Source organism: Brevibacillus sp. FSL K6-2834 (genome assembly GCF_038592925.1).
Taxonomy (GTDB): Bacteria; Bacillota; Bacilli; order Brevibacillales; family Brevibacillaceae; genus Brevibacillus; species Brevibacillus borstelensis.
The window spans coordinates 1,221,161-1,244,647 of record NZ_CP151945.1; the positions used below are offsets into that span (position 1 = coordinate 1,221,161).

A 23,487-nucleotide genomic window follows, 5' to 3' on the forward strand; every position below is an offset into this window, starting at 1 on the left:
CTTGCTCAAGGTGTGCGCAATTTTTCGAACAGCCGTTTCAGGATGACCGCTTCCGCCCACAGAGGCAGCGGTTTATCCGGCTCATGGCGCCAATCTTCGTTTGTAAGCAAGCCTTCTTTAAACATCCAATCTATCGCTTCTTGCTTCCATTCAGGCACGTTTGCTCCTCCTCCGTCTCCTGGATTTGTCTGGGTTGGCGGCTTGTATGGACGGTTGGTGTATTCGCAAAAGGAACGGACCACGCCCTCTGCGAGCTCTCGCCAATCCCGGTCCAATTTTTCCGCATCCAGCGGATTGTCGGCGAAGCCGTATTCGATAATCACTGTCTCCACACTGCCGGTCTCCCGGTGCATGAAGTAGTAGTCTTTGCTCGGGTTGTTGGGGAGTGTGCGGGTAAAGATGCGGCGGCCCGGCATCCCTTCTGCTTCCAGGTCATCGAGGATCAGACGGGGAAATGTAGGGGAGGAGTAAATCGAGTAAATAACCTCCGCACCCCGTCCTCCACCGGCATTGACGTGGTTGGAGATACAATAGCGGGCACCGCTGTTTCTGACCAGAGTGGCGCGATCATCGCTCGTCAGGGTGGTATCGCCGGTTCGGGTGATGGCAACAGGAATGTTCAGGGTCTGAAATCTCGAGTATTGGTAAAGGGAAATCTGCAAATTTTTCTCTTTTTCTGTAAAGAGCTGATTGGAGCCGCCGCCCGGATCGATCCCGCCATGCCCCGGGTCTATCACCAAAATGGGGGTCATATAAAGTCACCTCCTGTTTCAGCATATGCGAAAAGGTGCGAACATGCCGAAGGACAGTTCGCTCATTTTCCCCGGGCGGCGATGTACAGAGCACGCAGTTGTGGTACAATAGGAGAGATTTAATTCCCAAAAGAGGATGGTAATGTATTGATGGCTTGGTACAACTGGGTAATCCCGATCGTGACATTGATTATCGGCCTTGCCGGAGGATTTTTCGGCGGCACGTACTATCTGCGCAAGCAGGTGGAAAATATGCAGATGGATGACAAACAATTACAAGCGATGGCTCGTTCCATGGGCGTTAACCTGAATCAAAAACAACTGAAGCAAATGAGCCGCAACATGAAAAACATGAAGATGCCTAAAAAGTTTGGCAAGTAATTGGCAAAGGGGATGTCGACATGGGTCCGACCCGTCTGCGTTATACGATGATCGGCTTCATTGTCGGCGTCGTCGTTGTTTATTTAAAAGGGCTTCCGATCAGTGAAGGAGTTCGCTTTGCTTTTCCTTTTTACGGAGCGGGGCTTGGTTTGTTGATTGACGGCATCATCTTGCGCCTAAAGCAGCGCAAGGGGAAAAATGAGTAGCCGTAAAAGAGCTGACAGGAGCATACGCAGTACAAAAAATGGATAGAGCAGCCAGAGATTTCTCGGCTGCCCTATCCATTTTTCAGCTTGTAAAGAACAACTCATAGACCATCTTGGTAATCAAGGTGATGGACACCAGCAAAAACAAGGGACGAACGTAGCGCACACCTGTTTTGATCGCAACACGGGCACCCAGCGTGGCCCCCAGGAGCATCGCCACACCCATGGTCAGCCCGGTAATGAAAATCACTTTGCCCTCCAGCATAAAGACCAGCAGAGCCGCGATGTTGCTGGCCAGGTTCAGGATGCGCCCATTGCCGGCGGCTATGACAAAATCATAGCCAAAGAGAAGAACCATCAGAAAGACGAAAAACGATCCGGTGCCGGGTCCGAAAAAGCCGTCGTAAAAGCCGATCAAAAACGTGACCGGAATCCCCAGACCGAGCGTAAACTTGGTGTATCCCTTAAACGTGGTGTTTTCGCCAAACCGCTTGTTCAGCAGGGTATAGACAAAAATTGCGGCCATCATGATGATGACCAGCACCTTGAGAAATTCTTGCGGGACAAACAGTACTGTTTTCGCCCCGAAATAGGCGCCCACAAGCGAAACGGGGAACAGGATCGCCATCAGTTTCTTGTCAAATTTACCCATGCGAATAAAGGTGACGGAGCTGGTGGCCGAGGAGATGGTGCCTGCCAGCTTGTTTGTTCCCAAAGCCAAATACGGCGGAATGCCAAGCCCAAGCAGTGCAGGGAGCGAAATTAAGCCTCCACCGCCCACGGTACTGTCGATAAAGGCAGCGACAAAACCAAAAAAGGCAAGAAACAGAATCGTTGATAAGTCCAAGTCCATAGAAGATCACCTTGCTTGTTGAATTGGGTTCATGAATAATCCAAGTCTAGCACGGCTTTTGTACATTGCAAGATACTATTTACTGATATAGGGGGATTTTGAAGATTACGATACTTAGCATACCGATTTGTTGTAAAAGTGAGCGGTTTGCATTATAATAAAAAGCGAGCTTGAACTACATACCATTGAGGAGGAATGTTATCATGGCACATCAACTTCCTGAACTGCCTTACGCACACAATGCGTTGGAGCCTCACATCGACGCGCAAACCATGGAGATCCACCACGGACGCCACCATGCTACTTATGTAAACAACCTGAACGCTGCATTGGAAGGCCACGCTGACCTGCAAGCGAAATCTGTAGAAGAGCTGATCAGCAACCTGGATGCATTGCCAGAAGCGATCCGCACTGCTGTACGCAACAACGGCGGCGGTCATGCGAACCACGCTCTGTTCTGGCAAATCCTGAGCCCGAACGGCGGCGGAGCACCTGCTGGAGCACTGGCAGATGCGATCAACGCAGCATTCGGCAGCTTTGACAACTTCAAAGCTGAATTCGCGAAAGCGGCAACTACCCGTTTCGGTTCCGGTTGGGCATGGCTGATCGTAGATGGCGGCAAATTGGCCATCACCTCCACTCCAAACCAAGACAGCCCGATCATGGAAGGCAAAACGCCAATCCTCGGTCTGGACGTTTGGGAGCATGCTTACTACCTGAAGTATCAAAACAAACGCCCTGACTACATCGGTGCATTCTGGAACGTTGTAAACTGGGACGAAGTCAGCAAGCGCTTTGAAGCTGCCCGCTAAGCGGAAATCAACGCGATAGCATTGCTGCTTACGAACAAAAGGCATGTCGGACAAACCGGCATGCCTTTTTTGTTTGTTTCCTCGCCTTCGCAACGAAACGTCAACTGCCATCGTCTTAGCCATAGGAATAGAAAAAATAAGCGAAAAGGGTGGTTGATCACCGTGGATAAAATGTTGAAGCAGGTAGGGATTGCGCTGGGGCTATTGCTGGTGGTGGTGGGTTCAGTGGTTGCTGCGGGCAAAATGCTGCCAGGCGAGTCGCCGCAGGCAGAAAAGCAAATCGACATCGCAGGAACCGTCACCGCTGTCATCACCGGACCGATCGGGGGGCAGCCGGATCAATCAGCAGATCCGAGCGCGTCTGTATCGAGCAAGGACACTCCCAATGGTATCGATCCGGCTCAGCCGACCGGGATTGTCGCGATCATGGTTGAGGCGGATTCCCAAAGCGGCAAAACGCCCTATGATAAAGCCTCTGTCTCTCTCCGAAAGTCGCCGGAGCTGCTGAAAAAGCAAGGGGATTCGCTCGTGCCGGCGACATTGGATGACTTGCGGGAGGGAACCAGGGTGGAGGTTTCTTTCGACGGGCCTGTCGCCGAATCCTACCCCGTACAGGCGACCGCAGGGATGATCGTCATCGTGGAATAGAAAAGCAAATCAAACATGCCGGGACAGTTGATCGATTTGACACTTGGTCTCTGTCGGAGAGCGGCCTGCAAAGGAAAGGATAGAAAGTATGGAAGGAATGAGATATAATACTTACTAAAGGTAATTAAGTGTACAAAAGGAAGGTGTCTTGCACCATGAAAATGCCATCGCTTTTCCTCGCTCATGGAGCGCCGCTGCTTGCGATTGAGCGGAATCAATATACGGAAGCACTGAAGCAACTGGGGGAGGAACTGCCTCGTCCGAGGGCCATCCTGATTTTTTCCGCCCACTGGGAGAGCCGCGTTCAGGCTGTCGGGACGACAAAGCTCAACGCTACCATCCACGATTTTGGCGGCTTTCCTCGTGAGCTGTATGAAATTCAGTACCCGGCCAAAGGCGATCCCGCTCTGGCTGCCGAGGCATTGCGCATTTTCGCAGAGGCAAACATTCCGGCAACGGCCGAGCCGGTCCGCGGGCTGGATCACGGGGCATGGGTCGTCTTGCGGATGATGTACCCGGAAGCAGATATTCCAGTCGTCTCGCTCTCGGTCAATCCGCAGCTTTCAGCGGAAGAGCAGTATGCGATTGGCAAAGCCCTGCAAGCTTTCCGCGAGGACGGTGTCTTGATCATCGGCAGCGGAGGAACGGTACACAATTTTGCCTACATGAGTATGCGCTCCGATACGGAGGAGGGAGACGAGTGGGCCGTTGCGTTTGAAGAATGGCTGCGGGACAGGATCGAGGCTTGGGATCTGGAGTCCTTGTTCCGCTACGATACGCTTGCTCCGTATGCCCGGCAGGCTGTTCCTTTGCACGGAAGCGAGCATTTTGTTCCCCTGCTCTATGCGATGGGCGCTGCCGATGAAGACCGAACGGCAGCCAGGGAGCATATCAGCTTTCGCTATGGCAGCCTCAGCCATGTCATCTGGAAATTTGGGGCGAAATAAAAAAATCTCGAAAAACCGGTCACAAACTCGAGGGGTTTCTCGTTTCAAGTACGAACGAGAAATCACAAGAGAGAGGATCGATGGCAATGAAACCGAGAATGGAATATCGCAAGGCAAATCCCCAGGCTTTCCAAACAATGCTGCAAATGGAGAAATTCGTCCGCAGCAGCGGGTTGGACCACAAGCTTCTGGAGCTGGTGAAAACGCGGGCGTCCCAGTTGAACGGCTGCGCATACTGCCTTGACATGCACACTCGTGAAGCGAGAGAAAACGGCGAGACTGAGCAGCGCCTCTATCTGCTCAATGCCTGGAGAGAAGCGGATGTGTACACCGAAGCAGAGCGGGCGGCACTGGCTCTGACGGAAGCCGTTACGCTGATCGCAAAAGAGGGCGTTCCGGAAGCGGTGTTCCAGAACGTACAGAAGCATTTCAGCGAGGAGGAAACCGTCTCCCTGCTGATGGCTATCAACACGATCAACTCCTGGAACCGGTTGGCGATTGCTACCGGAATGAGCGCCCCTGCTGACTTGCCGGTACGGTAATGGATGAATCGCCCTACGCGATAGATGTTTATGAATGACAAAAAAGACACGCTGTCCTGCAGTGTGCGGCGACCGAGCTTACAGGTCGCGGCCCGCGGGGATCAGACGTGTCTTTTTGATGTAGAGGTGTTGTTTACACATCCATCTGCCGGGTACGGCCGGGATAAAAGGCATTCTTCTCCGGCAGCGGATTTCCTTTCGCGGTGATCGCATCGGGTTTGATCCGAAAAACGGCTGCGACGCTTCCCATCGAAGAGCGGTACTTCACTACATGCTGCAAGGAAAGCGGCTCCGGGTAGTAGCCGGGAACGTATTTGTCCAGCATGGCTTGCAGGGCATCGCGCATTTCTTCCGGCTCCTCGACCCGCTCCACCTTGCCGAAAACCATGGCACTCATGTAGGCTGTGTCGGTGAGAGCCGGCACCGGATCAGCGATCGTTCCGTATTCGTCGCAAACGCTAAAACAGACGCGGGCGTTTTTGGCGATCATCTCGACTTTTCTGCCGGAATCTGCTCCGTGAAAGTAGATATTGCCGTTTAGCCAGCTAAAATTCAGCGGAACGACATAAGGCTCTTCTCCGTCAGTCAGACCGAGGTGGCCGATCCTGGCTTGCGTGAGAAAGGCATCGATTTGGTCTTGATCAGTAACTGTGCGTTTGGAATAGCGGATGGGAAACAAAGGATCTCCTCCGTTCGATGTAGGATGTACGTCCATGATAGGAGGATTCTGACCTTTCGGAAAGGGTCAATTTATTCTTTTTGCATCGGGTCAGATTGGGCAAATAAAAAGCGCCTGCCCGAGAGCAAGCGCTTTGCTTGACGATTATCCCATTTGAATTTCTTTGTCCGGATCGAGCTTTTTGGCAAGCTGCTCTTCCCCGCGGTGAATCCAGCCCACGAACGAGTCGCGGATATTCATATCGTTATCCAAATAGACCACGGCTACGAACATATAATGGCTTTTTCCGGAATACCTGGCCCGATAACGCAGATCAAACCATCTTACTTCGTAGCCAAACGGCTGCTTTCTGGTCTCGACATGCGCATGACGCACAAAGGAAAGAAACGCCTGTACCTTCTTGTCAGTCTTGGCGACGGCAATCAGTTCATTCTCCGGCTTGATGGTGAAAACATCCAGGATACTGACCTCGCCGCCGTGGACTTCCCCGACGTACCAATGCTGATTTGTCTGGACGACAAACGTCCACTGATTCCAGGAGAGCGTAGGAATGACTGTGTAGGTTCCCGCTTTGCCGATGTATGCGCGAACCGCTTCGGTCGTTCGTTTGTTCACTTGCCAGCGCCAGAAGTAATACGGAATAAGCGACAGATACACCCATAAGAAAACATGTCCCGGATCAGCCCCCGCGCCCCACAGCATCAGGCCGGTCACATGGGCGGCGAAGATAAACGGATCGAAAATAAAAATGACATTCCAGGCGATCCACTTGTTGTGAAACGGATACAACCCTTTTGTTCCGTAGGCGTTAAACAGATCGACGAATACGTGGAGACAGACAGCGACAAAAATCCAGCCGAGCAGGTGCAGCCAATGAACTTGCGGGGAAATGGCCTGCACGAGGGCGAAGACCGCGGCTGTCCAGATAGACAGCGCCGGAATGGAGTGAGAGACTCCACGGTGGTGGCGGATGTAAGCGGCACTTCCTCGAATACGGGTGAATCCATCCAAGTCAGGTGCTTGTGAACCGATGACGGTTCCGATCATGACCGCCTCTGCCAATCCCGGTGTCGAAGCCACGACAGGATCAAGATGGGCGAGACCGGCCAAGCCGAAGCCCATTGCAAAGTGCGTTGCAGTATCCATGAGGTGCGGATGCTCCCTCCTTTTCGTTCGGGCAAAAATATGTTGCCGCATCAAACGCGGTAGCGCATCTTGAGAGTGCCTCCATTGAGGTTTCTTATCAGTTATTATAGCGTGTTAGATGGGAAAATTCCCTTTTCGGCTGAAAAAAAGTATCCTTGTTCCTTTGGAAATGGGCAGGTATGATGAAAGGGACCGGAAAGGAGAGGGACAACGTGCTCATCGTTTTCATCGAATACAAAATCGAAGAATCCATGCGCGACCAGTATCTTCGCCTGTTGGCAGAAATGCCGGACAGAATCGGCGAGAAGGGAGCGCGTGAATACCGCTGCTGGGAAGGTTATGACCAGCCCGGTTTGTACGTCGAAGCCTTTCATGTAGAGAGTGTCGAACAATACGAAGCGATAAAAGCATGGCGACTTGCCGATCAGGACTTCTGCGCCTGTATAGCGGGAGGGGCAGCCAAATTGCACGTATGGGCGTTTCAGCCTGTCCAATTGGCGTGAGAAAAGGAGTTTGTGCAGACAAGTATGGCAGGAAAGCAAAAAAAAGCATTGACGTATACACTACCCGAGGAATTTCATGTTTTTGGATTCTCACGCGATCTGTTGGCCTGGTACGACGGCCAGAAGCGTGATCTCCCCTGGCGAATCAATCGGGACCCGTACCGGATCTGGGTTTCGGAAATCATGCTGCAGCAAACGAGAGTCGAAACGGTAAAACCGTATTACCAAAACTTTATGGAAAAGTTCCCGACCGTAGAGGCTTTGGCCGACGCACCTGAGGAAGAGGTGCTGAAGGCATGGGAAGGGCTGGGGTATTACTCGCGTGCCCGCAATTTGCAAAGCGCTGCCCGGGAGGTCAAGACCCGCTACGGCGGCGTCGTGCCGGACAAGCCCGAAGAAATCGCGACACTGAAAGGAATCGGTCCGTATACGGCGGGCGCGATTCTCAGTATCGCCTACGAAAAACCGGAGCCGGCCGTGGACGGCAATGTCATGCGCGTTTTTTCGCGTCTGCTGCTCATGACCGATGACATTGCCAAACCGGCAACGCGGATAAAAGTCGAGCATCTCGTCAGACAGGTCATACCCGAAGGCAGAGCGGGAGATTTCAATCAGGCGCTAATGGAGCTGGGCGCGCTTGTGTGTGTGCCGAGGACTCCGCAGTGCTTGACGTGCCCGGTGTTTGATTACTGTCTGGCCCGTCGCGAAGGCGTCCAGGAAGAACTGCCGGTAAAAGGCAAGGCGAAACCGCCGCGCCCCGTCAATCTGCAGGTAGCCGTTGTCCGGCACGGGGATCGCGTATTGATGAACAGGCGGCCGGAGCAGGGGCTGCTTGCCGGGATGTGGCAGTTTCCGATGGTGGAAACCGATGCAGACGCGCCGTCAGTCAAGCAGCAAACACTGCTGGATGGCTTGAGCAGCCGTTTTGGCCAGGATGCGGAGGTGCTTGAGCCATTGATGGAGGTGCAGCATACGTTCTCGCATCTGCATTGGAACATGGAGGTATGGCTTTGCGACTGGATTGACGGAGGGGAGCTCCCTTCCGATGCCCGTTTTGTTACCCTGGAAGAGATCTCGTCCCTCGCGCTCCCTGTTGCCCATCAAAAAATTGTGGAAAAGCTAAAAAGCGACCGCTGATGGTCGCTTTTTTTCGCTATTTATGGCTTACCAGCGGCAGTATTCAGGGAACTGGGCCGCCTGAAGCAAGCGCTTCTCTTCCCATTCCCGGATGAATTGCTCCTGCTGGTAACGCGCCTCGACTTCCTCTGGAGACAATACACGCTTCTCGATGATAATGCTGAAGAAAATCATTGGAATATACATGGTGCTACCCCTCCTACAGGGACGAATATAGTCAGTCAGCCGCCTTCTATCGATTTGACTCCTGTGAATCTCATTTTCTGACGGCGAATTTTATTTCTCATCTGACATCCCTCCTTGATTATCCTTTCAAAGTCTTACCCGCGAATCGCAAAATCAGGGTACTGGGCAGCTTGCATCGCTTGCGCGTCTGCGCGTTCTTGCAAGTAGCGTTCACAGTTGTACTCAGCCATGCGCTGTGCAGCGTTGTTACGCTCGATTTTGATCGTGAAGAACAAAAAGTTGACTACCATCTCGAATCACCTCCTCTCAAGGGGAAAATGGATATAAAAAGACCGCGGGCCAGGGCCTACGGTCTTTGTAACGAAGAAAACGGGAATCAAAAAGACCACAAGCTACAACGCCTGCGGTCTGGTATGCAACGAATAGGATATGAGTAAGAAACGCAGTTCTTACAATGCTACGATTCGTTCGTCCAGGAGGCGCTGTCATATGAAGTTTTGGAAACCAATGCTAGATCGAGTGCTGCGATAGTTACCATCATCATGTTGTTTGCCTCCTTCCTTAAAATGGTTGATAAAAATCGTACTCTTAGAATATGGCAAATTTTTCTCATTGTAAAGGACTTTTTGCCAAAAAAATAAAAGAAAATAAATTCTGACAACAAATTCAGCAATTTCAGTCAGATCAAATTTTTTATATATGCTTACAAAATATATGGAGGTAATTAGTATTTTTATCCAGTTTTTCATTTCAACGAAAAGGGTAGATAGAAGAGGACAAAAGAGACAAAGGGGCGTTCGCCATTGCGGAAGAGGAAGACATCGGTCAGAACGAAATTGATAGCGACATTTGCAGCGATACTGATGATCCCGACACTCGTACTGGGACTGCTATCGTATCAGAGCGCAAAGGAACAGCTCGCAGAGCAGCTGCTGAGCGCAGCTCACGAAAACGTGCGGCTGGTTGACGAGCTGCTTGAGCGAATGCTTACGGCACAAGAGCAGTCGATTCATTTCTTTGCCGAGACAACAGGGGAAAGTCAACTGGCACCCGGCCAGCTTGCCGCTCTGAAGCAACGATTAAAAAGCTTTCTTTCCACCCATAAGGAGGTGGGCGAGATATACATCGGGACAAAGACCGGCATTATGCTGATGGGATCGGATACGAAGCTGCCGGATGGATACGATCCGCGAACGAGGCCCTGGTATCAGGCGGCCATGGCAAATCCGAATGAGCCGATTATCATCGATCCGTATGTAGATGCGGCATCAGGCAGCATCGTCGTCGGTATTGCACAGGCTCTGACAGACCGCTCGGGTGTAATCGGGATGGATTTGCACCTCGGTACTTTGGAGGAGACTGTCAAGCAAGCGAAGATCGGCGAGACGGGATACGTCGCCATTTATGACAAAGCCCGCCGCATTCTCGTCCATCCTTCACTCAAGCCAGAGGAGGAAAACAAGGAGCCGTGGATGGACTCCTTGTATGCGGAAGAGACGGGGCGGTTTGATCTTGCCGACGCTGGGGAGTCGGCAGGTGCTGTTTATGTGACGAACCGTCAAACTGGCTGGAAGCTGATGGGGCTGATGTATCAGGCAGAGGCCGATCGGGTAGCCAGCCCGATTTTTCAGAAGACGCTGTGGATTACGGCAATGGCGCTGGCTCTCGGGAGCGTGCTCGTCTTTGTCATTTTAAGAAGGATGCTTGGCGCACTCAAGCGCTTGACTGCAGCAGCAGAACGCATGGGTCAGGGAGACATTTCCCAGCAGGTAACCGTTGAAGCCGAAGACGAATTCGGCAAGCTTGGCCACAGTTTTAACCACATGGCGCAATCGTTGCGAACATTGCTTGCCACGATCAAACATTCGGTAGAGCAATTGGCTTCGTCTGCAGAGGAGCTGTCAGCCAGTGCAGACCAGACGAGCAAGGCAACGGAGCAGATCGCCACGACAATCCAGGAGATGGCCGTCGGAGGGGACCAGCAGGTGCAGCACACACAGAAAAGCTCGGAAGCTTCGGAGCAGCTTGCACAAGGGATCGACCAAATTGCCAGCTATGCGAGCCAGGTGTTCTCTGCCGCCCGGCAAACAGCCCGGCTTGCCAGCGAGGGCGATCAATCGGTTCAGGAAGCTGTTCTGCAGATGAAAGCCTCCAATCAAAGCATTCAGGACTTGGCTGAAGTGATACAGAGCTTGGGCGGCCGTTCCCAGGCAATCGGCAGCATCGTGGAGCTGATCGCCAATATTGCCAAGCAAACGAACCTGCTCGCCTTGAACGCTGCGATTGAGGCGGCACGGGCAGGCGAGTCTGGACGCGGTTTTTCCGTCGTGGCTGATGAGGTCCGCAAACTGGCGGAACAGTCCTCGGATTCCGCCCAGCAAATCGCCATGCTGATCCAGTCAATCCAGTCAGAGACGCAAACAGCCGTCGAAGTGATGAAGCGAAGCCGTGAAGAGGTGACTGCCGGGATCGAGAAGGTTTCCATTGCTGGACAGTCCTTTGACCAAATCCGTATATCTGTCGGGGAAGTGGCAAAACAAATCGGCGAGGTTTCCGAAGCGACCCAGCGCATGTCCGCCCGTACCCGTCAGGTAAGCGAATCCATTCGCAGTATAGCGGAGCTGTCTCTGCTCAGCTCGGAGGGTACACAAAGCGTGTCTGCAGCAGCGGAGGAACAGCTCGCATCCATGGAGGAAATCGCCTCGTCTGCGGTGGAACTGGAGAAAATGGCGGCTCATCTGCAGGAGCAGGTCGCCCGCTTTCAGACATAAAAAAGATGCAGGGCCGGGGATTCCTCGGCCTTTTCTGCTTGCTGCCAGCCGAAAAGCTTTAGCTGCTGCACGGGCGCCAGGTTTAGACCCAAAACATGAAAATCAAGCCGATCATTGCCGCGAGACTGAAAGCGACGATCGCAATAATGGCGCCGAGCTGTCGGTTCCTGGTTTTCACTGAAACTGACCTCCCTTCGTTTAGTCGTAAATGGGGGCAGAAGAATGATCCCAGCCTCCGCCGTCTCCGCCGACAGGACCTCGGGATTCCAGCTCTTTGATGATTTTGGCGTGCATGGAGGTTCCTTCTGCGTTCAGATAGGCAGCCAACTGCGACATCGAGTGGTGGTAGTAAAGCAATTCATTCAACTCCCAGTCGTCCAGCGATGTCATCGTTAATTCGGACAAATCTCGGCCAATATACATAGAAATACAGTCCCCTTTCCGCTCAAACCGTTCTTATCGTAGTATGGCTGACCTGACTCGTTTCCATCCCGGACGGAGCGGGCTTCTGTCGTTATGTCTTTTGACGGGTGGCAATTGCCAAAGCGGAGATGTATAATAAGTACGAAATATTTAGTACCTGATATTAATAGTTGGTGTAGCAGGAGGGTAACCTTATGAATACAACAAAAAAGGTGGCACTGGTGACAGGGGGAACGCGCGGGATCGGCAAAGCGATTGCATTGCAGCTCGCCGAACAGGGCTATGATCTCGTCTTGAACTATTTGCGGAACCGTTCCGCCGCCCGGGAAGCGGCAGCAGAGCTGGAGGCAAAAGGGGTTCGCGTCCATTTGGTCAAAGCCAATGTCGGGGATGTAGAAAAAATCAAAGAGCTGTTTGCGGAAATCGACCGTGAATTTGGCCGTCTCGATGTATTTGTGAACAATGCAGCCTCCGGGGTGCTGCGTCCTTTGATGGAGCTGGAGGAGAGCCACTGGGACTGGACGATGGATATCAACAGCAAAGCGCTTCTGTTCTGCGCCCAGGAAGCGGCGAAATTGATGATCAAGACCGGCGAAGGCGGAAAGATCGTCAGCCTTTCCAGCCTGGGTTCGATCCGCGTTCTGGACAATTATACTTCGGTGGGCGTATCCAAAGCGGCTGTCGAGGCGCTCACCCGCTATCTCGCAGTAGAATTGGCGCCGCACAACATTGTCGTAAACGCAGTGTCGGGCGGTGCGGTTGATACGGACGCGCTGCGCCATTTCCCTAACCGGGAGGAACTTCTCGCGGATTCTGCAAAGCGCACGCCTGCGGGACGGATCGTGGAACCGGAGGACCTGGCCAATGCGGTCATGTTCCTTCTTTCCGACAAAGCATCGATGGTTCGGGGACAAACCCTGATTGTCGATGGAGGCATTTCTCTGCTGACATAATTCAAAAAAAGCCAGAGGGGATCGGAAGGCAAGCAAGCCTCCACCCCTCTTTTGCATCTTCATACGGAGACAAACTTGTCCTTTTTGGTGTACAATAGAAAAAGAAGGCATCGAAGGAGGCAACTTATGCTGATTCGTCCGTTTCGGCTCGGTGACTATTCCGCAATTACTCGCATTTGGCAAGAAACCGGTTTGGAGGAACAAGAAACAGAGTCGCTGAATGATCTGGCCAAGCAGCTTGCATGGGACAGCGATCTGGTAATGGTAGCAGAAAAAGAGGGTGAAGTGGTCGGTGTGGTTGTCGGTACCATTGACGGGACACGGGCTTATTTTTACCGTTTGGCAGTTCTCCCCCGCTTGCAGGGTGCAGGTATAGGCCGGAAACTGGTGGAGGCGATCGAGAAGCGCTTCAAACAGCGTGGGGTCAATCGCGTCCTGATTATGGTGAATCAAGGCAATCCTGAAGTACTTCCTTTTTATCATTCACTTGGCTATGAGATGCAAAAATATGTTACACTTTCCAAAAAGCTCTCTTCCTAAGGGAGGCTGTCCCCATTCAGATAGAGAAGAGAAGAAAGGGGAGGGTCATGTCGCCAGCTCCGGGCTCCATTATCCGCATTGAAAGCTATAAACACGACCACTCCCTGCATCGCATCTGGGATAAGACGACACTAATCCACACCAGTGATGCAGTAGTGATTGGCGGCAACGATCGAGTAAAAGTGACAGAGTCTGACGGCCGGGAGTGGCGTACACGTGAGCCGGCAATCTGCACGTTTGGTCGCGGGCAGTGGTTTAATACCATCGCCATGATTCGGGACGATGGGATTTACTACTATTGCAACATCGGTTCCCCGTTTAGCCTGAAGGGGAATCTCTTGAGCTACATCGATTACGATCTGGACGTAAAGGTGTTTCCCGATATGACGTACACGATTCTCGACGAAGAGGAGTTTCTCTTGCACGGCAAGCAGATGAATTATCCGCCTGTAGTCGTTGAGCGCGTACAAAGCGCATTGCGGGAGGTGCTGGAATGGGTGCGTCTGAGACGAGGCCCTTTTCAAAACGGATTTGTCCAACGCTGGTATGAGCGCTACCTTTTGGTGCGTGAGGACGAGGAATAATCCCTTTCCCGATTGACGGGGGAGGGATTTCCTTGTTTGGCGGCCTGCTTTCGGGTTTTCTATGAATGGCAAAAATAAAATCCGGCAGGTTTTCGATTAGACGGAGCATGTAAAAGGAGGAACGGGCTTTGAGTATCCGTCGCTACATGAAGTATGTAAAGCCGTATGCCAAGCAAATTATCGGGACGATTTTTATCGGCATCATCAAGTTTTCCATACCGTTGCTCCTGCCGCTGATCATCAAGTATGTAATCGACGATCTATTGCCCAGTCCGATGCCCCAGTCGGAAAAGCTGACACATCTGTTTTGGCTGATGGCAGGAGCGTTTCTCGTTTTTACTGTAATCCGCGCCCCTGTGGAATACTATCGTCAGTACTTTGCCCAATGGGTGTCCAGCCGCATTTTGTTTGACATCCGCAACCAGCTGTTTGATCACCTGCAGCGACTGTCGATGCGCTATTACAACAATCACAAGACGGGCGAGGTCATTTCGCGGGTCATAAACGACGTCGAGTCGACGAAGAGCTTTATCGATACGGGCTTGATGAATCTGTGGCTGGATCTGATCACCATCGGGATGACGCTCGGGGTGATGATTTACATGGACGCGGAGTTGACGGTAGTGTCCATCCTCGTTTTCCCGCTGTACGGATTTTCCGTCAAGTATTTCTACAAAAGGCTGCGTCAGTTGACGCGGGAAAGATCGGCAGCGCTGGCTCATCTGCAAGGCCATCTGCACGAGCGGATCAACGGGATGTCGATGATTCGGAGCTTTGCTCTCGAAGAGCATGAAAACAAACAGTTTGCCAAAGAGAACGATCATTTTCTGAAGAAGGCGCTGGCGCTGACACGCTGGAATGCAAATACGTTTGCCGTTGTCAACACGATTACGGATATCGCCCCGCTGCTCGTCATTTCTTATGCGGGCTATCAGGTCATCAACGGCACGATGTCGATCGGGACACTGGTCGCTTTTTACGCATACCTGGACCGTCTCTATACACCGCTGCGCCGTCTCGTGAACTCCTCGACGACATTGACGCAAGCCGTGGCTTCGATGGACCGGATGTTTGAATTTATTGATGAATCCTATGATATTACAGACAAACCCGATGCTGGCGTACTCCCCGTCAATCCGGAGACAGGCAGAATTCGCGGGGAGGTTCGCTTTGAAGACGTTTCGTTTCGCTATCGGGATGAAGGGCCGCTGGTGCTGGAAAAGATAAACCTGACGATTCGGCCTGGCGAAACAGTAGCCATCGTCGGGATGTCGGGGGGAGGCAAGTCTTCCTTGATCAGCCTGCTGCCCCGCTTCTGGGATGTGACGGAAGGGCGCATTACCGTTGACGGCGTCGACATTCGGGACGTCAAGCAGCAAAACCTGCGCAGCCATATCGGCATGGTGCTGCAGGACAATATTTTGTTCAGCGAATCGGCACGCATAAATATCATGATGGGCAATCCGGATGCAACGGAGGAAGCCGTGATCGAAGCGGCCAAGGCTGCCAATGCGCATGACTTTATCATGGACCTGCCGGAGGGCTATGACACGGAGCTTGGCGAGCGTGGTGTAAAGCTGTCCGGGGGGCAAAAGCAGCGGATCGCGATAGCCCGCGTCTTTTTGCGGGACCCGGGCATTCTCATCCTGGATGAAGCGACTTCGGCGCTCGATCTGGAGTCGGAGCATATGATCCAGGAGTCGCTCGCCCGCCTGACTAATGGACGGACGACAATCATTGTGGCGCACAGATTGTCGACGATCACCCACGCGGACAAGATCGTCGTGATGAAAGAAGGACGAATTGTGGAACAGGGTCGCCACGAAGAGCTGCTGGAGCAAAAAGGCGTGTATCACAATCTGTGGCACGTGCAGGATCTGGGCACTCCCGGCGAGCAGCAGCCGGCCTTGTAAGAAGGAGGGGGGAAGCGCCAATGGAATCTTGGCGACGCAACTTATACGTACTGTGCGGGGCTCTTTTTGTCGTGATGATGGGAATGAGCATGATCATGCCGTTTTTGCCGTTGTACATCCAACAGGATTTTGGCGTCGAAGACCCTCATGAAGTGACTGCCTGGGCAGGAGTCATTTTTGGCGCCAACTTTTTGACGGCTGGTCTCGTTTCTCCGATCTGGGGCAATCTGGCTGACAAGTACGGGCGCAAAATCATGATTTTGCGCTCCGGCTATTTCATGTCCATCATTATCGCAGCGACTGGCTTTGCCAACTCCCTGTGGATGCTGCTTGGCCTCAGGCTGTTGAACGGGATGGTTGGCGGTATTATCCCGGCGAGTACCGCCCTCGTCGCTTCTTCAACGCCGAAGGAGCAGATTGGCTGGGCTCAGGGACTTCTGCAATCCTTTATTACAGCAGGGTCCATCATGGGTCCGCTGTTTGGCGGGCTTTTGGAACCACGTATCGGGTTTCGGATGATATTTGTCGTTACAGGCTCCCTGCTTTTACTGGCTACACTCGTGATCACCTTTACGGTAAAAGAGACGTTCGTTCCGCCGGAAGAAAAGGAGCGGACCAGTCTGCGCGATGATTTTCGCATGATTTTTTCATCCAAGAAGCTCCCTGTTCTGTTTTTTGTGACGGTCATGATTCAGTTTGCTCTCTTTAGCATCATCCCCATCCTGCCAGTCTACATCGGTATTCTCTTGGGCAGTGCGGGCAACGTAGCCCTCTGGGCGGGGATCGTCCAAGCCGCGATGGGAACGGCAAATGTGCTGGCAGCTCCTCGTTTGGGCCGTTTTGGCGACCGATTCGGCTCGCAAAAAGTGCTGCTCGGCTGCTTGCTGGTTGCCGGACTGTTGTTCATCCCTCAAGGCTTTGTCACCGCCGTATGGCAATTGGTGCTGCTGCGCTTCCTTTTGGGCTTGTCGCTCGGAGGACTGCTCCCATCGGTCAATGCCTTGCTCCGCCGTGCCACCCCGACTCATATGGTCAGCCGGGTCTACGGATACAATAACAGCTTTGTCAGCATCGGAAGCATGCTGGGGCCGATGATCGGCGGCTTTATGGCGGGCTACGTGAGCATCAACGGCGTTTTCTGGATGACCAGTGCGTTTTTGCTCATCAATGCAGGCTGGGTATACTTCAGCTTTTTCCGGAAAAAGGAAGTCTTGCAGGAAGGGACCTGATCAAGTAAGATTGATTTACATAACACTGTTCGTGAAAGGAGTATTCCTCCATTGTAAACCTCTTGTCGGCTTGTTCACCCAAACAGAAGCTATCAAAAGCATAATTTGTTTGGAAGACCGACAGGAGGTTTATTTGTCATGTTCACAAAACGGTATTGGCTGCTGTTTTCCGGGCAGTCTTTGGCCAATCTTGGCGATGTATTTTACGTGGTGGCAGTCGTATCAGCCGTGTACGTCTCGACCCAATCGGCTCTTTACACGGGGGCTGTCCCGATTCTCTTTGTCGCGGCACAAACGCTCAGCGGATTGCTCGCGCCGCTGCTCTTCAGGCGGGTCACGCTGGCTGGGGCCTTGCTTGCTTCGCAAGGGTTGAAAACGATACTGCTCGGCCTGCTCGCGTTGTTTCTCAGTTATGCAAGTGCGGCGGACCAGCAGCTCGGTACGGGAAAATTGCTCCTTGTTTTTGGCTTTGTCTTTGCCAACGCCTTTTTGGACGGCTGGGCTTCCCCTGCGCGAAATGCCATGGTTCCGTCATTGGTGCCGCGCGACGGCCTGGTAAGGGCGAATGGACTGATGGCGACCTCTGACCAGACGCTGCAGTTTGCCGGTTGGGCGGCTGGCGGATTGCTGGTGGCTATGCTCGGATATGCGCATGTGCTGTGGGGAACGTTTTTTGCCTATGTGGCAGCTACGCTTGCGGTTTGGCCGCTTGGAAAAAGCGTCGACAAATCCACCGCCACCACACCCGACAACCCCGACAAAGCGTTGAAAGGCGCTGTGCAAGAGCATGATAACGCAGCCCAGTCCTGGACGACTGGCTGGCGTCTGATCACAAATCAGCGGCCGCTGCGGCTGCTCGTGCAGATGGAAGTGCTGGAAGGCTTGGCAGGAGCCGTCTGGATGGCCGCCATCCTGCTTCCTTACGTTCATACGGTACTTGGGAGAGGCGAAGAGTGGTGGGGATACATCAATGCTGCCTACATGCTGGGCTCGGTCGCTGGCGGAGCTGTAGTGCTGGCTTGCGCTGATCGCATGCGCACCCGGCTCCTGGCTGCTGTTCTGACAGGCACGCTGTTCTCCGGGCTGATCACGCTTTTGTTCGGTCTTGGCACATGGGCGTGGAGTGCGCTTCTTTTGTCCTTTGCCCTCGGCCCTTTTTACCAGCTCCAGCAGGTAGCCAAGCAAACGATGCTGCAGGAAGCGTCTCCGCCTGCTTCCCTGCCGCTCGTACTGTCAGCCAAGGGAACATTGGACTCGGTTACGTTTGGTTTATCCGTACTGATCATGGGGGGACTTGCCGATTTGGCCGGTGTCCGCTCCGTATATATACTCGCCTTTGTCCTGCTCGGCACATCGGCTGTTGTCGGAATAAAGCTGCGAAGAAATGGAGCATTTTCCGCTCAAGCCGAATGGAGTGAAAAATAGAAAAAGCTGAGGTGTTTGCCCCAGCTTTTTTTTAAGGGAGTGAGTCTGGATGACGGGAAAGACCAAAATACATGAGAGTCAGCCTGCAGGCAATCCCCCGATAGCTGATCAGCCTGTCAATCCGCTGCTGGAACAGGCCCAGGCAGCAGAAGGAGGGGGACCGCCAAAGCCAGTGGATATGCGCTCCATGCCGAAATGGCTGAGAGTCTTTGGCTATTCCTTTCTCGCTGCATTCTTTCTCCTTGTTCTCCTGCTACTTGTCTCCAGCGTGTTGACTTGATGGAACCGTTGCTAGTTGGCCCTTGTTTAATAGGCCCTTGTCCTAAAGGGCCTTTTCTTGGTGCGCCCAGCATGGGCGATAGCTATAGGGTGAAAGTCCCGAACGGGGGTTGGCTGTACCAACCGTTAGCTCAAGGCAAGGGTGTCGACCGCGAGGTCGAATCTGAAGGAAGCCGGCGGCAAAATCCCGACCTGAGGTACACGAACCCAATTTGAGGCTGTTGTATCCGGGCGAGTCTGCCAAACAAGACAAAGCCCCATACAGCCAAGGGATACAGTAGTAAACTTGGGCAGGTACATGGGATGAAAGTTATCGTTCTTACCTGGGGAGGTCTGCATGAAACGCCTTCAACTGTTGGTAACCGTCTCCGTAAGGAGACGCTGAACATGCAGAAGTCAGCAGAGGCCATAGTACCCGAGTAGAGGACGCTTGAATGGGGAAGGGCCGAACATCAAGTCAGCATGCGATCCATGTCTTTTGATACGGTACGTCGAAGCAGAATTCTGTCAAGGAACTACTTTTGAAGAGCAGGGGTGAAGCCCCGAGGGTACAAAAGAGGGCTGAGTATCGTACAGCAAGCACGGAGTCCGCATGTGCGAAGGAAGGAACATCATTATGGATTTGCTGGAAAAAGTCTTATCACGGGAAAACTTACGGATGGCACTCCAACGAGTGGAGGAAAACAAAGGTGTCGGTGGAGTCGATGGTGTTTCAACCGAACAACTACGCGATTATCTACGTGAACACTGGCAAGCCATCCGCGAGAAGATGGAAAGGGGAACCTATAGACCTTCACCTGTTCGCAGAGTCGAAATCCCGAAACCTGACGGTGGTGTAAGGTTATTAGGCATTCCCACCGTGGTAGACCGCTTTATTCAGCAGGCCATCCTCCAAGTGTTAACGCCGATCTTCGACCCCACCTTCTCGGAATCTAGCTATGGGTTCCGTCCAAAACGTAGCGCTCACATGGCAGTAAGGAAAGCGCAAGCGTATATCTCCGAAGGATATCGTTTCGTGGTGGACATCGATCTAGAGAAATTCTTTGATCGCGTAAATCATGATATTCTAATGAGCCGTGTGGCTCGAAAAGTTCAGGACAAGAGAATTTTAAGACTGATTCGTTCCTACTTGAATGCGGGGATCATGATAAATGGCGTCTGTACAACATCAAGTGAAGGAACACCGCAAGGTGGGCCGTTAAGCCCACTTTTGGCAAATATCCTACTTGATGATTTGGACAAGGAACTCGAAAAGAGAGGCCACCGTTTCTGCCGCTACGCAGACGATTGTAATATCTACGTGAAAACAAAACGGGCAGGGGAACGAGTAAAGAAGAGTATTCAAAACCACTTGGAGAAGGTACTAAGGCTAAAAGTAAATGAGGAGAAAAGCGCGATAGACCGACCATGGAAACGAAAATTCTTGGGCTTTAGTTTTACCTTTGCAAAACAGACAAGGATTCGCATCCACCCCAAATCCCTCCTCAAGCTAAAAGAGAAAATCCGCACGATCACGAATCCGGTGTGGAGCATCTCGATGGAGAAGCGGATTGAAAGAATAAATCAGTACCTCATGGGCTGGATTGGATATTTCGCCCTTGCAGACGCGAAGGGCATTCTACAATCCATTGAGGAATGGACAAGGCGCAGGCTCCGTCTTTGTTTGTGGATGCAGTGGAAACGCGTGAGAACCAGATATCGAGAACTTCGTTCTCTTGGCATATCTCACGTAAAAGCCATTGAAATTGCAAATACCCGCAAGGGTGCATGGCGTACCACAAAATCTCCGCATATACACAAAGCCCTCGGCATTGCCTACTGGCAACAACAAGGGCTGAAAAGCTTAGTGCAACGATATTCTCAAATTCGTCAAGCTTGGTGAACCGCCGTATACCGAACGGTACGTACGGTGGTGTGAGAGGACGGGGGTTAGTCGCCCCCTCCTACTCGATTTTCTCCGGATCGAGAAAACGGAGGATCGCCATCAGATCGAGATCCCCCATGCCTTCCTCCAGTGCGGTCCGGTAGCTGGCTGCAACAGACTCTGCCAGAGGGGAAGAGACTCCCGCCTCGCGTGCCAGGCGCAAATCTTTGGCCATGTGCTTCAAAGCGAAAGCAGCCGGATAGTCATCGGCCAAAATGGAAGCGGCCTTCCCGCGTATGAGCGGCGTTCCGACAGCGCTCTCGGAGATGATCGTCAGCATCTGTTCGGTAGTGATGCCCATTCCACGTGCGAACAGCAGCGTTTCCGCCACGCCCTGCACAGTAATGCCAAGCAGCAGATTGATCGCCAGCTTGGCCGAGGTTCCGGCTCCGTTCGGTCCGAGGTGAAGAGCCGTTTTTCCCAGCTTGTCCAGCATAGGCTTCGCTTGCTCAAAATCCTGCTGCTCTCCTCCTGCCATGATGACGAGCTTTCCTTCCTTTGCTGGCCCCACACTGCCGGAAACGGGTGCATCGAGAAAACGCAGACCGGCTTCCCGGCATTTCTGTGCGAGAAAACGGGAGGTCTCCGGCGAAACGGTGCTCATGTCCACAGCCAGCTTGCCCCGGACAGCGGCAGACAGCAATCCGCCAGCTCCTGTATAAATGGATCGAACGGCATCGTCGTCACTTACCATCGTAAAAATGATGTCGCAATTCTCTACTAATTTCTCCATCGACTCGGCGATGACAGCCCCAAGGCTCACAAGCGGCTTTGCCTTTGCGGGAGTCCGGTTCCATACACAAACGTCATACCCGGCCGTCAGCAGATTGCTCGCCATCGGAATGCCCATGTTGCCAAGTCCAATCCATCCGACTTTCATCACTGTTCTCCTTTGCGATCGATAATTTGTGCCTGTACTTTCTGTTTTAACAAGGCGTGCTTCTCGCTTGTCATTGCAAAAAGGTCGTCAAAAGCTTGCGGCAGCGTCCGCCCCAAAACAGCGAGACCTTCCTCGGTAATGCCGCCTTTTGTAGCGACTCTCTCAATGAGCTGGTCAAATCCAAGCTCCTGGCCTTTCAGCAACAGAGAGGTGCCGGCCAGTGTTTCTGTCAGCATCCGCCGTGCGGTATCAATCCCAAGCTCAGGGGATGTCCTCACCGCGGCTTGTGCGAAGGCTTCCAGTATGCCCGCGATCAGCCCGGGAGCGCTGCTTGTCAGGATTGTCGCGGTCTCGATGCTTTCCTCGGAAACCTCTTTAGCCGTGCCGAGTGCGTCGAGCAGGAGCCGCAGGCTATCTCGCTGCGTATCGTTCACCAGGCGGTTGCTTGCAAACAGGGACACCCCGCGGAGCTCTTCCGAGGTGACAGTCGGGATTACCTTGCTGACAGGGCCGCTATGTACCGTCTCCAGGTCTTGCAGGCTGACGCCGGCAGCTACGGAGACGAGATGCAGCCTTGCAGGGAGAGTCAGCTCCCGCAGGACGGGCAGCACATCGAGAGGCTTGGTACAAATGAACAGCATGTCTGCCTTGTCTGCTGTCTCCTGGGCGGTAGCGGCGAGCTCAAACGGATAAAGCCGCTGCAATTCCGCGGCCTTATCCCGGCTGCGGTTAAAGACGATCATATCGCTGGGGGAGACAACCCGGCTCCTGGACAGACCTTTGACGAGCATTTGCCCAATGTTTCCTAATCCGATAATTCCGATGACCATTTTGCTTCCCTTCCTTCCAATCCTATCCTAACAAATCGGGAATGAAAAAGGTACAGTCCCGAAAAAGGGAGCTGTACCTTGAGTGAATGATCGCAACGGTCAAAGCCTAACGCGTCATAGGCGTCAAGTCAAAGCGCTGGTTATTCCTCTCTCGTGTTGGTAAAGATCATGACGTACTTGACCAGTTCCAGAACAGAGATCAGAGCTGCCGCCACATAAGTGAGGGCTGCGGCACCGAGGACCTTGTTTACGCCGCTTTCTTCGTTGTTGCGGATGAAGCCCATTTTCACCATCATCGTTTTCGCGCGGCTGCTGGCGTTGAATTCCACCGGCAGTGTGATCAGCTGGAAGGCTACTGCTGCGGAGAAGAACAAAATCCCCAGAAGCAGCAGATTGGCAGCCTTGAAAAAGAAGCCGGCCAACAGCAGCAGAGGCGCAACGCCGGATACCAGGTTGACGACAGGGAAAATGCGATGGCGGGCAACCAGCATCGGATAGGACACCTTATGTTGGACCGCATGGCCTACCTCGTGGCAGGCGACCGAGATAGCGGATATCGAATTGCCCATATATACCGGATCGGACAGACGAACGACACGGGAAATCGGGTCGTAATGGTCGGTAAGCGTACCGGGAATGTGTTCGACAGGGACATTGGTCAAGCCGTTTTCGTCCAGCATTCGGCGGGCAGCCTCGGCCCCAGTCAGACCAGAGGATGCGGGCACATCCGCAAAGCGGTTGAAGGTCCCCTTCACGCGGAACTGGGCCCACAGCGAAAGACCAAAGGCAATGAAAATCAGGAAATCCATGGGGTGAAACAACAGCATGAAGTGATCACTCCTCATTTTCTCATAATGAATTTTTCCATGAATAAAAGCATCCATCTATTGTGCCCATTACCTACATCTACGATTATGGCGGGCGCTAGTTTCATTTTTCTGTGC

The 23,487-nt window shown here is 52.8% G+C and carries 27 protein-coding genes; 17 read left to right on the forward strand and 10 right to left on the reverse strand.

Features of this window, described 5'->3' with window-relative positions:
* Positions 1-5: 5 nt before the first annotated feature.
* Positions 6-752, reverse strand: coding sequence for an N-acetylmuramoyl-L-alanine amidase (locus tag NST96_RS06170; protein WP_122957792.1), 747 nt, complete (start codon positions 750-752; stop codon positions 6-8).
* Positions 753-902: 150 nt separating this feature from the next.
* Between NST96_RS06170 and NST96_RS06175 the strand changes: the two genes are divergently transcribed.
* Both NST96_RS06175 and NST96_RS06180 read left to right on the forward strand, forming a co-directional pair.
* A complete protein-coding gene (locus tag NST96_RS06175; RefSeq protein ID WP_003391547.1) occupies positions 903-1,133 on the forward strand; it encodes a YneF family protein in 231 nt (76 codons plus the stop codon).
* A 20-nt stretch (positions 1,134-1,153) separates the two neighbouring features.
* On the forward strand, positions 1,154-1,339 hold the full coding sequence (locus NST96_RS06180) for a hypothetical protein (RefSeq protein ID WP_003391551.1): 186 nt from the start codon (positions 1,154-1,156) through the stop codon (positions 1,337-1,339).
* An 82-nt stretch (positions 1,340-1,421) separates the two neighbouring features.
* On the opposite strand, the gene NST96_RS06185 is transcribed toward NST96_RS06180, so the two are convergent.
* Positions 1,422-2,192 carry a TSUP family transporter gene (locus tag NST96_RS06185; RefSeq protein WP_003391553.1) on the reverse strand — a complete coding sequence of 257 codons (771 nt, stop codon included), beginning with the start codon at positions 2,190-2,192 and terminating at the stop codon, positions 1,422-1,424.
* Positions 2,193-2,395: 203 nt separating this feature from the next.
* On the opposite strand from NST96_RS06185, the gene NST96_RS06190 reads away from it, so the two are divergent.
* The 4 genes from NST96_RS06190 to NST96_RS06205 all read left to right on the forward strand — a co-directional run bounded on the left by NST96_RS06190 (position 2,396) and on the right by NST96_RS06205 (position 5,141).
* Positions 2,396-3,004, forward strand: a complete 609-nt coding sequence (locus NST96_RS06190; protein ID WP_003391556.1) for a superoxide dismutase — start codon at positions 2,396-2,398, stop codon at positions 3,002-3,004.
* A 171-nt stretch (positions 3,005-3,175) separates the two neighbouring features.
* On the forward strand, positions 3,176-3,652 hold the full coding sequence (locus NST96_RS06195; protein ID WP_227278023.1) for a DUF3221 domain-containing protein: 477 nt from the start codon (positions 3,176-3,178) through the stop codon (positions 3,650-3,652).
* 155 nt (positions 3,653-3,807) lie between these two features.
* The gene (locus NST96_RS06200; RefSeq protein ID WP_327985803.1) at positions 3,808-4,599 is read left to right on the forward strand and encodes a class III extradiol ring-cleavage dioxygenase; all 792 of its coding nucleotides are present in this window, start codon (positions 3,808-3,810) and stop codon (positions 4,597-4,599) included.
* Positions 4,600-4,685: 86 nt separating this feature from the next.
* On the forward strand, positions 4,686-5,141 hold the full coding sequence (locus NST96_RS06205) for a carboxymuconolactone decarboxylase family protein (RefSeq protein WP_024984703.1): 456 nt from the start codon (positions 4,686-4,688) through the stop codon (positions 5,139-5,141).
* A gap of 133 nt (positions 5,142-5,274) precedes the next feature.
* On the opposite strand, the gene NST96_RS06210 is transcribed toward NST96_RS06205, so the two are convergent.
* Together NST96_RS06210 and NST96_RS06215 are read right to left on the reverse strand one after the other, a co-directional pair.
* Entirely contained in the window at positions 5,275-5,820 is a 546-nt protein-coding gene (locus NST96_RS06210) for a pyridoxamine 5'-phosphate oxidase family protein (RefSeq protein WP_003391564.1), read from the reverse strand.
* 144 nt (positions 5,821-5,964) lie between these two features.
* Positions 5,965-6,966 carry a metal-dependent hydrolase gene (locus NST96_RS06215; protein WP_003391566.1) on the reverse strand — a complete coding sequence of 334 codons (1,002 nt, stop codon included), beginning with the start codon at positions 6,964-6,966 and terminating at the stop codon, positions 5,965-5,967.
* Positions 6,967-7,178: 212 nt separating this feature from the next.
* Here NST96_RS06215 and NST96_RS06220 point away from each other — a divergent pair, with 212 nt between their 5' ends.
* Together NST96_RS06220 and mutY are read left to right on the forward strand one after the other, a co-directional pair.
* Entirely contained in the window at positions 7,179-7,469 is a 291-nt protein-coding gene (locus NST96_RS06220; protein ID WP_024984702.1) for an MFS transporter, read from the forward strand.
* A 24-nt stretch (positions 7,470-7,493) separates the two neighbouring features.
* Entirely contained in the window at positions 7,494-8,606 is a 1,113-nt protein-coding gene (gene mutY, locus NST96_RS06225) for an A/G-specific adenine glycosylase (RefSeq protein ID WP_024984701.1), read from the forward strand.
* Between the two features lie 27 nt (positions 8,607-8,633).
* On the opposite strand, the gene NST96_RS06230 is transcribed toward mutY, so the two are convergent.
* Both NST96_RS06230 and NST96_RS06235 read right to left on the reverse strand, forming a co-directional pair.
* On the reverse strand, positions 8,634-8,792 hold the full coding sequence (locus NST96_RS06230) for a YrzI family small protein (protein ID WP_003391572.1): 159 nt from the start codon (positions 8,790-8,792) through the stop codon (positions 8,634-8,636).
* Between the two features lie 134 nt (positions 8,793-8,926).
* A complete protein-coding gene (locus NST96_RS06235; protein WP_170208397.1) occupies positions 8,927-9,082 on the reverse strand; it encodes a hypothetical protein in 156 nt (51 codons plus the stop codon).
* Positions 9,083-9,595: 513 nt separating this feature from the next.
* Between NST96_RS06235 and NST96_RS06240 the strand changes: the two genes are divergently transcribed.
* The gene (locus NST96_RS06240; RefSeq protein ID WP_342405791.1) at positions 9,596-11,563 is read left to right on the forward strand and encodes a methyl-accepting chemotaxis protein; all 1,968 of its coding nucleotides are present in this window, start codon (positions 9,596-9,598) and stop codon (positions 11,561-11,563) included.
* A 198-nt stretch (positions 11,564-11,761) separates the two neighbouring features.
* On the opposite strand, the gene NST96_RS06245 is transcribed toward NST96_RS06240, so the two are convergent.
* Positions 11,762-11,986 carry a hypothetical protein gene (locus NST96_RS06245; protein WP_003391578.1) on the reverse strand — a complete coding sequence of 75 codons (225 nt, stop codon included), beginning with the start codon at positions 11,984-11,986 and terminating at the stop codon, positions 11,762-11,764.
* 194 nt (positions 11,987-12,180) lie between these two features.
* On the opposite strand from NST96_RS06245, the gene fabL reads away from it, so the two are divergent.
* The 8 genes from fabL (at position 12,181) to ltrA (ending at position 20,791) form a co-directional block, all read left to right on the forward strand.
* The gene (gene fabL / locus NST96_RS06250; protein WP_024984700.1) at positions 12,181-12,939 is read left to right on the forward strand and encodes an enoyl-[acyl-carrier-protein] reductase FabL; all 759 of its coding nucleotides are present in this window, start codon (positions 12,181-12,183) and stop codon (positions 12,937-12,939) included.
* Positions 12,940-13,065: 126 nt separating this feature from the next.
* A complete protein-coding gene (locus NST96_RS06255) occupies positions 13,066-13,479 on the forward strand; it encodes a GNAT family N-acetyltransferase (RefSeq protein ID WP_251247237.1) in 414 nt (137 codons plus the stop codon).
* A 47-nt stretch (positions 13,480-13,526) separates the two neighbouring features.
* Positions 13,527-14,063, forward strand: coding sequence for a DUF402 domain-containing protein (locus tag NST96_RS06260; protein ID WP_003391584.1), 537 nt, complete (start codon positions 13,527-13,529; stop codon positions 14,061-14,063).
* 128 nt (positions 14,064-14,191) lie between these two features.
* Complete coding sequence (locus NST96_RS06265; RefSeq protein ID WP_024984698.1) at positions 14,192-15,976, forward strand: ABC transporter ATP-binding protein; 1,785 nt, start codon at positions 14,192-14,194, stop codon at positions 15,974-15,976.
* A gap of 20 nt (positions 15,977-15,996) precedes the next feature.
* Positions 15,997-17,205 carry an MFS transporter gene (locus NST96_RS06270; RefSeq protein ID WP_003391587.1) on the forward strand — a complete coding sequence of 403 codons (1,209 nt, stop codon included), beginning with the start codon at positions 15,997-15,999 and terminating at the stop codon, positions 17,203-17,205.
* A gap of 138 nt (positions 17,206-17,343) precedes the next feature.
* Positions 17,344-18,630, forward strand: a complete 1,287-nt coding sequence (locus NST96_RS06275; protein WP_024984697.1) for an MFS transporter — start codon at positions 17,344-17,346, stop codon at positions 18,628-18,630.
* A 49-nt stretch (positions 18,631-18,679) separates the two neighbouring features.
* Complete coding sequence (locus tag NST96_RS06280; protein ID WP_003391591.1) at positions 18,680-18,910, forward strand: hypothetical protein; 231 nt, start codon at positions 18,680-18,682, stop codon at positions 18,908-18,910.
* Positions 18,911-19,525: 615 nt separating this feature from the next.
* Positions 19,526-20,791 carry a group II intron reverse transcriptase/maturase gene (gene ltrA, locus NST96_RS06285; protein WP_024985202.1) on the forward strand — a complete coding sequence of 422 codons (1,266 nt, stop codon included), beginning with the start codon at positions 19,526-19,528 and terminating at the stop codon, positions 20,789-20,791.
* A gap of 61 nt (positions 20,792-20,852) precedes the next feature.
* Here ltrA and NST96_RS06290 read toward each other — a convergent pair whose 3' ends face one another.
* From NST96_RS06290 to NST96_RS06300, 3 genes are all read right to left on the reverse strand, one after another.
* A complete protein-coding gene (locus NST96_RS06290) occupies positions 20,853-21,713 on the reverse strand; it encodes an NAD(P)-dependent oxidoreductase (protein ID WP_251256009.1) in 861 nt (286 codons plus the stop codon).
* Positions 21,713-22,543 (reverse strand): pyrroline-5-carboxylate reductase dimerization domain-containing protein, encoded by an 831-nt coding sequence (locus NST96_RS06295; protein ID WP_227278020.1) that lies wholly within the window; start codon positions 22,541-22,543, stop codon positions 21,713-21,715. The genes NST96_RS06290 and NST96_RS06295 overlap by 1 nt, the downstream gene beginning before the upstream one ends.
* A 140-nt stretch (positions 22,544-22,683) precedes the next feature.
* Positions 22,684-23,367: a zinc metallopeptidase gene (locus NST96_RS06300; RefSeq protein ID WP_024984694.1), complete on the reverse strand. Its 684-nt coding sequence runs from the start codon at positions 23,365-23,367 to the stop codon at positions 22,684-22,686.
* Positions 23,368-23,487 lie beyond the last annotated feature (120 nt).

What these genes read in the sequence shown, in the direction of transcription:
- NST96_RS06170 (WP_122957792.1), bottom strand. Translation starts at nt 752, where the DNA reads ATGACCCCCATTTTGGTGATAGACCCGGGGCATGGCGGGATCGATCCG.
- NST96_RS06175 (WP_003391547.1), top strand. Translation starts at nt 903, where the DNA reads ATGGCTTGGTACAACTGGGTAATCCCGATCGTGACATTGATTATCGGC.
- NST96_RS06180 (WP_003391551.1), top strand. Translation starts at nt 1,154, where the DNA reads ATGGGTCCGACCCGTCTGCGTTATACGATGATCGGCTTCATTGTCGGC.
- NST96_RS06185 (WP_003391553.1), bottom strand. Translation starts at nt 2,192, where the DNA reads ATGGACTTGGACTTATCAACGATTCTGTTTCTTGCCTTTTTTGGTTTT.
- NST96_RS06190 (WP_003391556.1), top strand. Translation starts at nt 2,396, where the DNA reads ATGGCACATCAACTTCCTGAACTGCCTTACGCACACAATGCGTTGGAG.
- NST96_RS06195 (WP_227278023.1), top strand. Translation starts at nt 3,176, where the DNA reads ATGTTGAAGCAGGTAGGGATTGCGCTGGGGCTATTGCTGGTGGTGGTG.
- NST96_RS06200 (WP_327985803.1), top strand. Translation starts at nt 3,808, where the DNA reads ATGAAAATGCCATCGCTTTTCCTCGCTCATGGAGCGCCGCTGCTTGCG.
- NST96_RS06205 (WP_024984703.1), top strand. Translation starts at nt 4,686, where the DNA reads ATGAAACCGAGAATGGAATATCGCAAGGCAAATCCCCAGGCTTTCCAA.
- NST96_RS06215 (WP_003391566.1), bottom strand. Translation starts at nt 6,966, where the DNA reads ATGGATACTGCAACGCACTTTGCAATGGGCTTCGGCTTGGCCGGTCTC.
- mutY (WP_024984701.1), top strand. Translation starts at nt 7,494, where the DNA reads ATGGCAGGAAAGCAAAAAAAAGCATTGACGTATACACTACCCGAGGAA.
- NST96_RS06230 (WP_003391572.1), bottom strand. Translation starts at nt 8,792, where the DNA reads ATGTATATTCCAATGATTTTCTTCAGCATTATCATCGAGAAGCGTGTA.
- NST96_RS06235 (WP_170208397.1), bottom strand. Translation starts at nt 9,082, where the DNA reads ATGGTAGTCAACTTTTTGTTCTTCACGATCAAAATCGAGCGTAACAAC.
- NST96_RS06245 (WP_003391578.1), bottom strand. Translation starts at nt 11,986, where the DNA reads ATGTATATTGGCCGAGATTTGTCCGAATTAACGATGACATCGCTGGAC.
- fabL (WP_024984700.1), top strand. Translation starts at nt 12,181, where the DNA reads ATGAATACAACAAAAAAGGTGGCACTGGTGACAGGGGGAACGCGCGGG.
- NST96_RS06255 (WP_251247237.1), top strand. Translation starts at nt 13,066, where the DNA reads ATGCTGATTCGTCCGTTTCGGCTCGGTGACTATTCCGCAATTACTCGC.
- NST96_RS06260 (WP_003391584.1), top strand. Translation starts at nt 13,527, where the DNA reads ATGTCGCCAGCTCCGGGCTCCATTATCCGCATTGAAAGCTATAAACAC.
- NST96_RS06270 (WP_003391587.1), top strand. Translation starts at nt 15,997, where the DNA reads ATGGAATCTTGGCGACGCAACTTATACGTACTGTGCGGGGCTCTTTTT.
- NST96_RS06275 (WP_024984697.1), top strand. Translation starts at nt 17,344, where the DNA reads ATGTTCACAAAACGGTATTGGCTGCTGTTTTCCGGGCAGTCTTTGGCC.
- NST96_RS06280 (WP_003391591.1), top strand. Translation starts at nt 18,680, where the DNA reads ATGACGGGAAAGACCAAAATACATGAGAGTCAGCCTGCAGGCAATCCC.
- ltrA (WP_024985202.1), top strand. Translation starts at nt 19,526, where the DNA reads ATGGATTTGCTGGAAAAAGTCTTATCACGGGAAAACTTACGGATGGCA.
- NST96_RS06290 (WP_251256009.1), bottom strand. Translation starts at nt 21,713, where the DNA reads ATGAAAGTCGGATGGATTGGACTTGGCAACATGGGCATTCCGATGGCG.
- NST96_RS06295 (WP_227278020.1), bottom strand. Translation starts at nt 22,543, where the DNA reads ATGGTCATCGGAATTATCGGATTAGGAAACATTGGGCAAATGCTCGTC.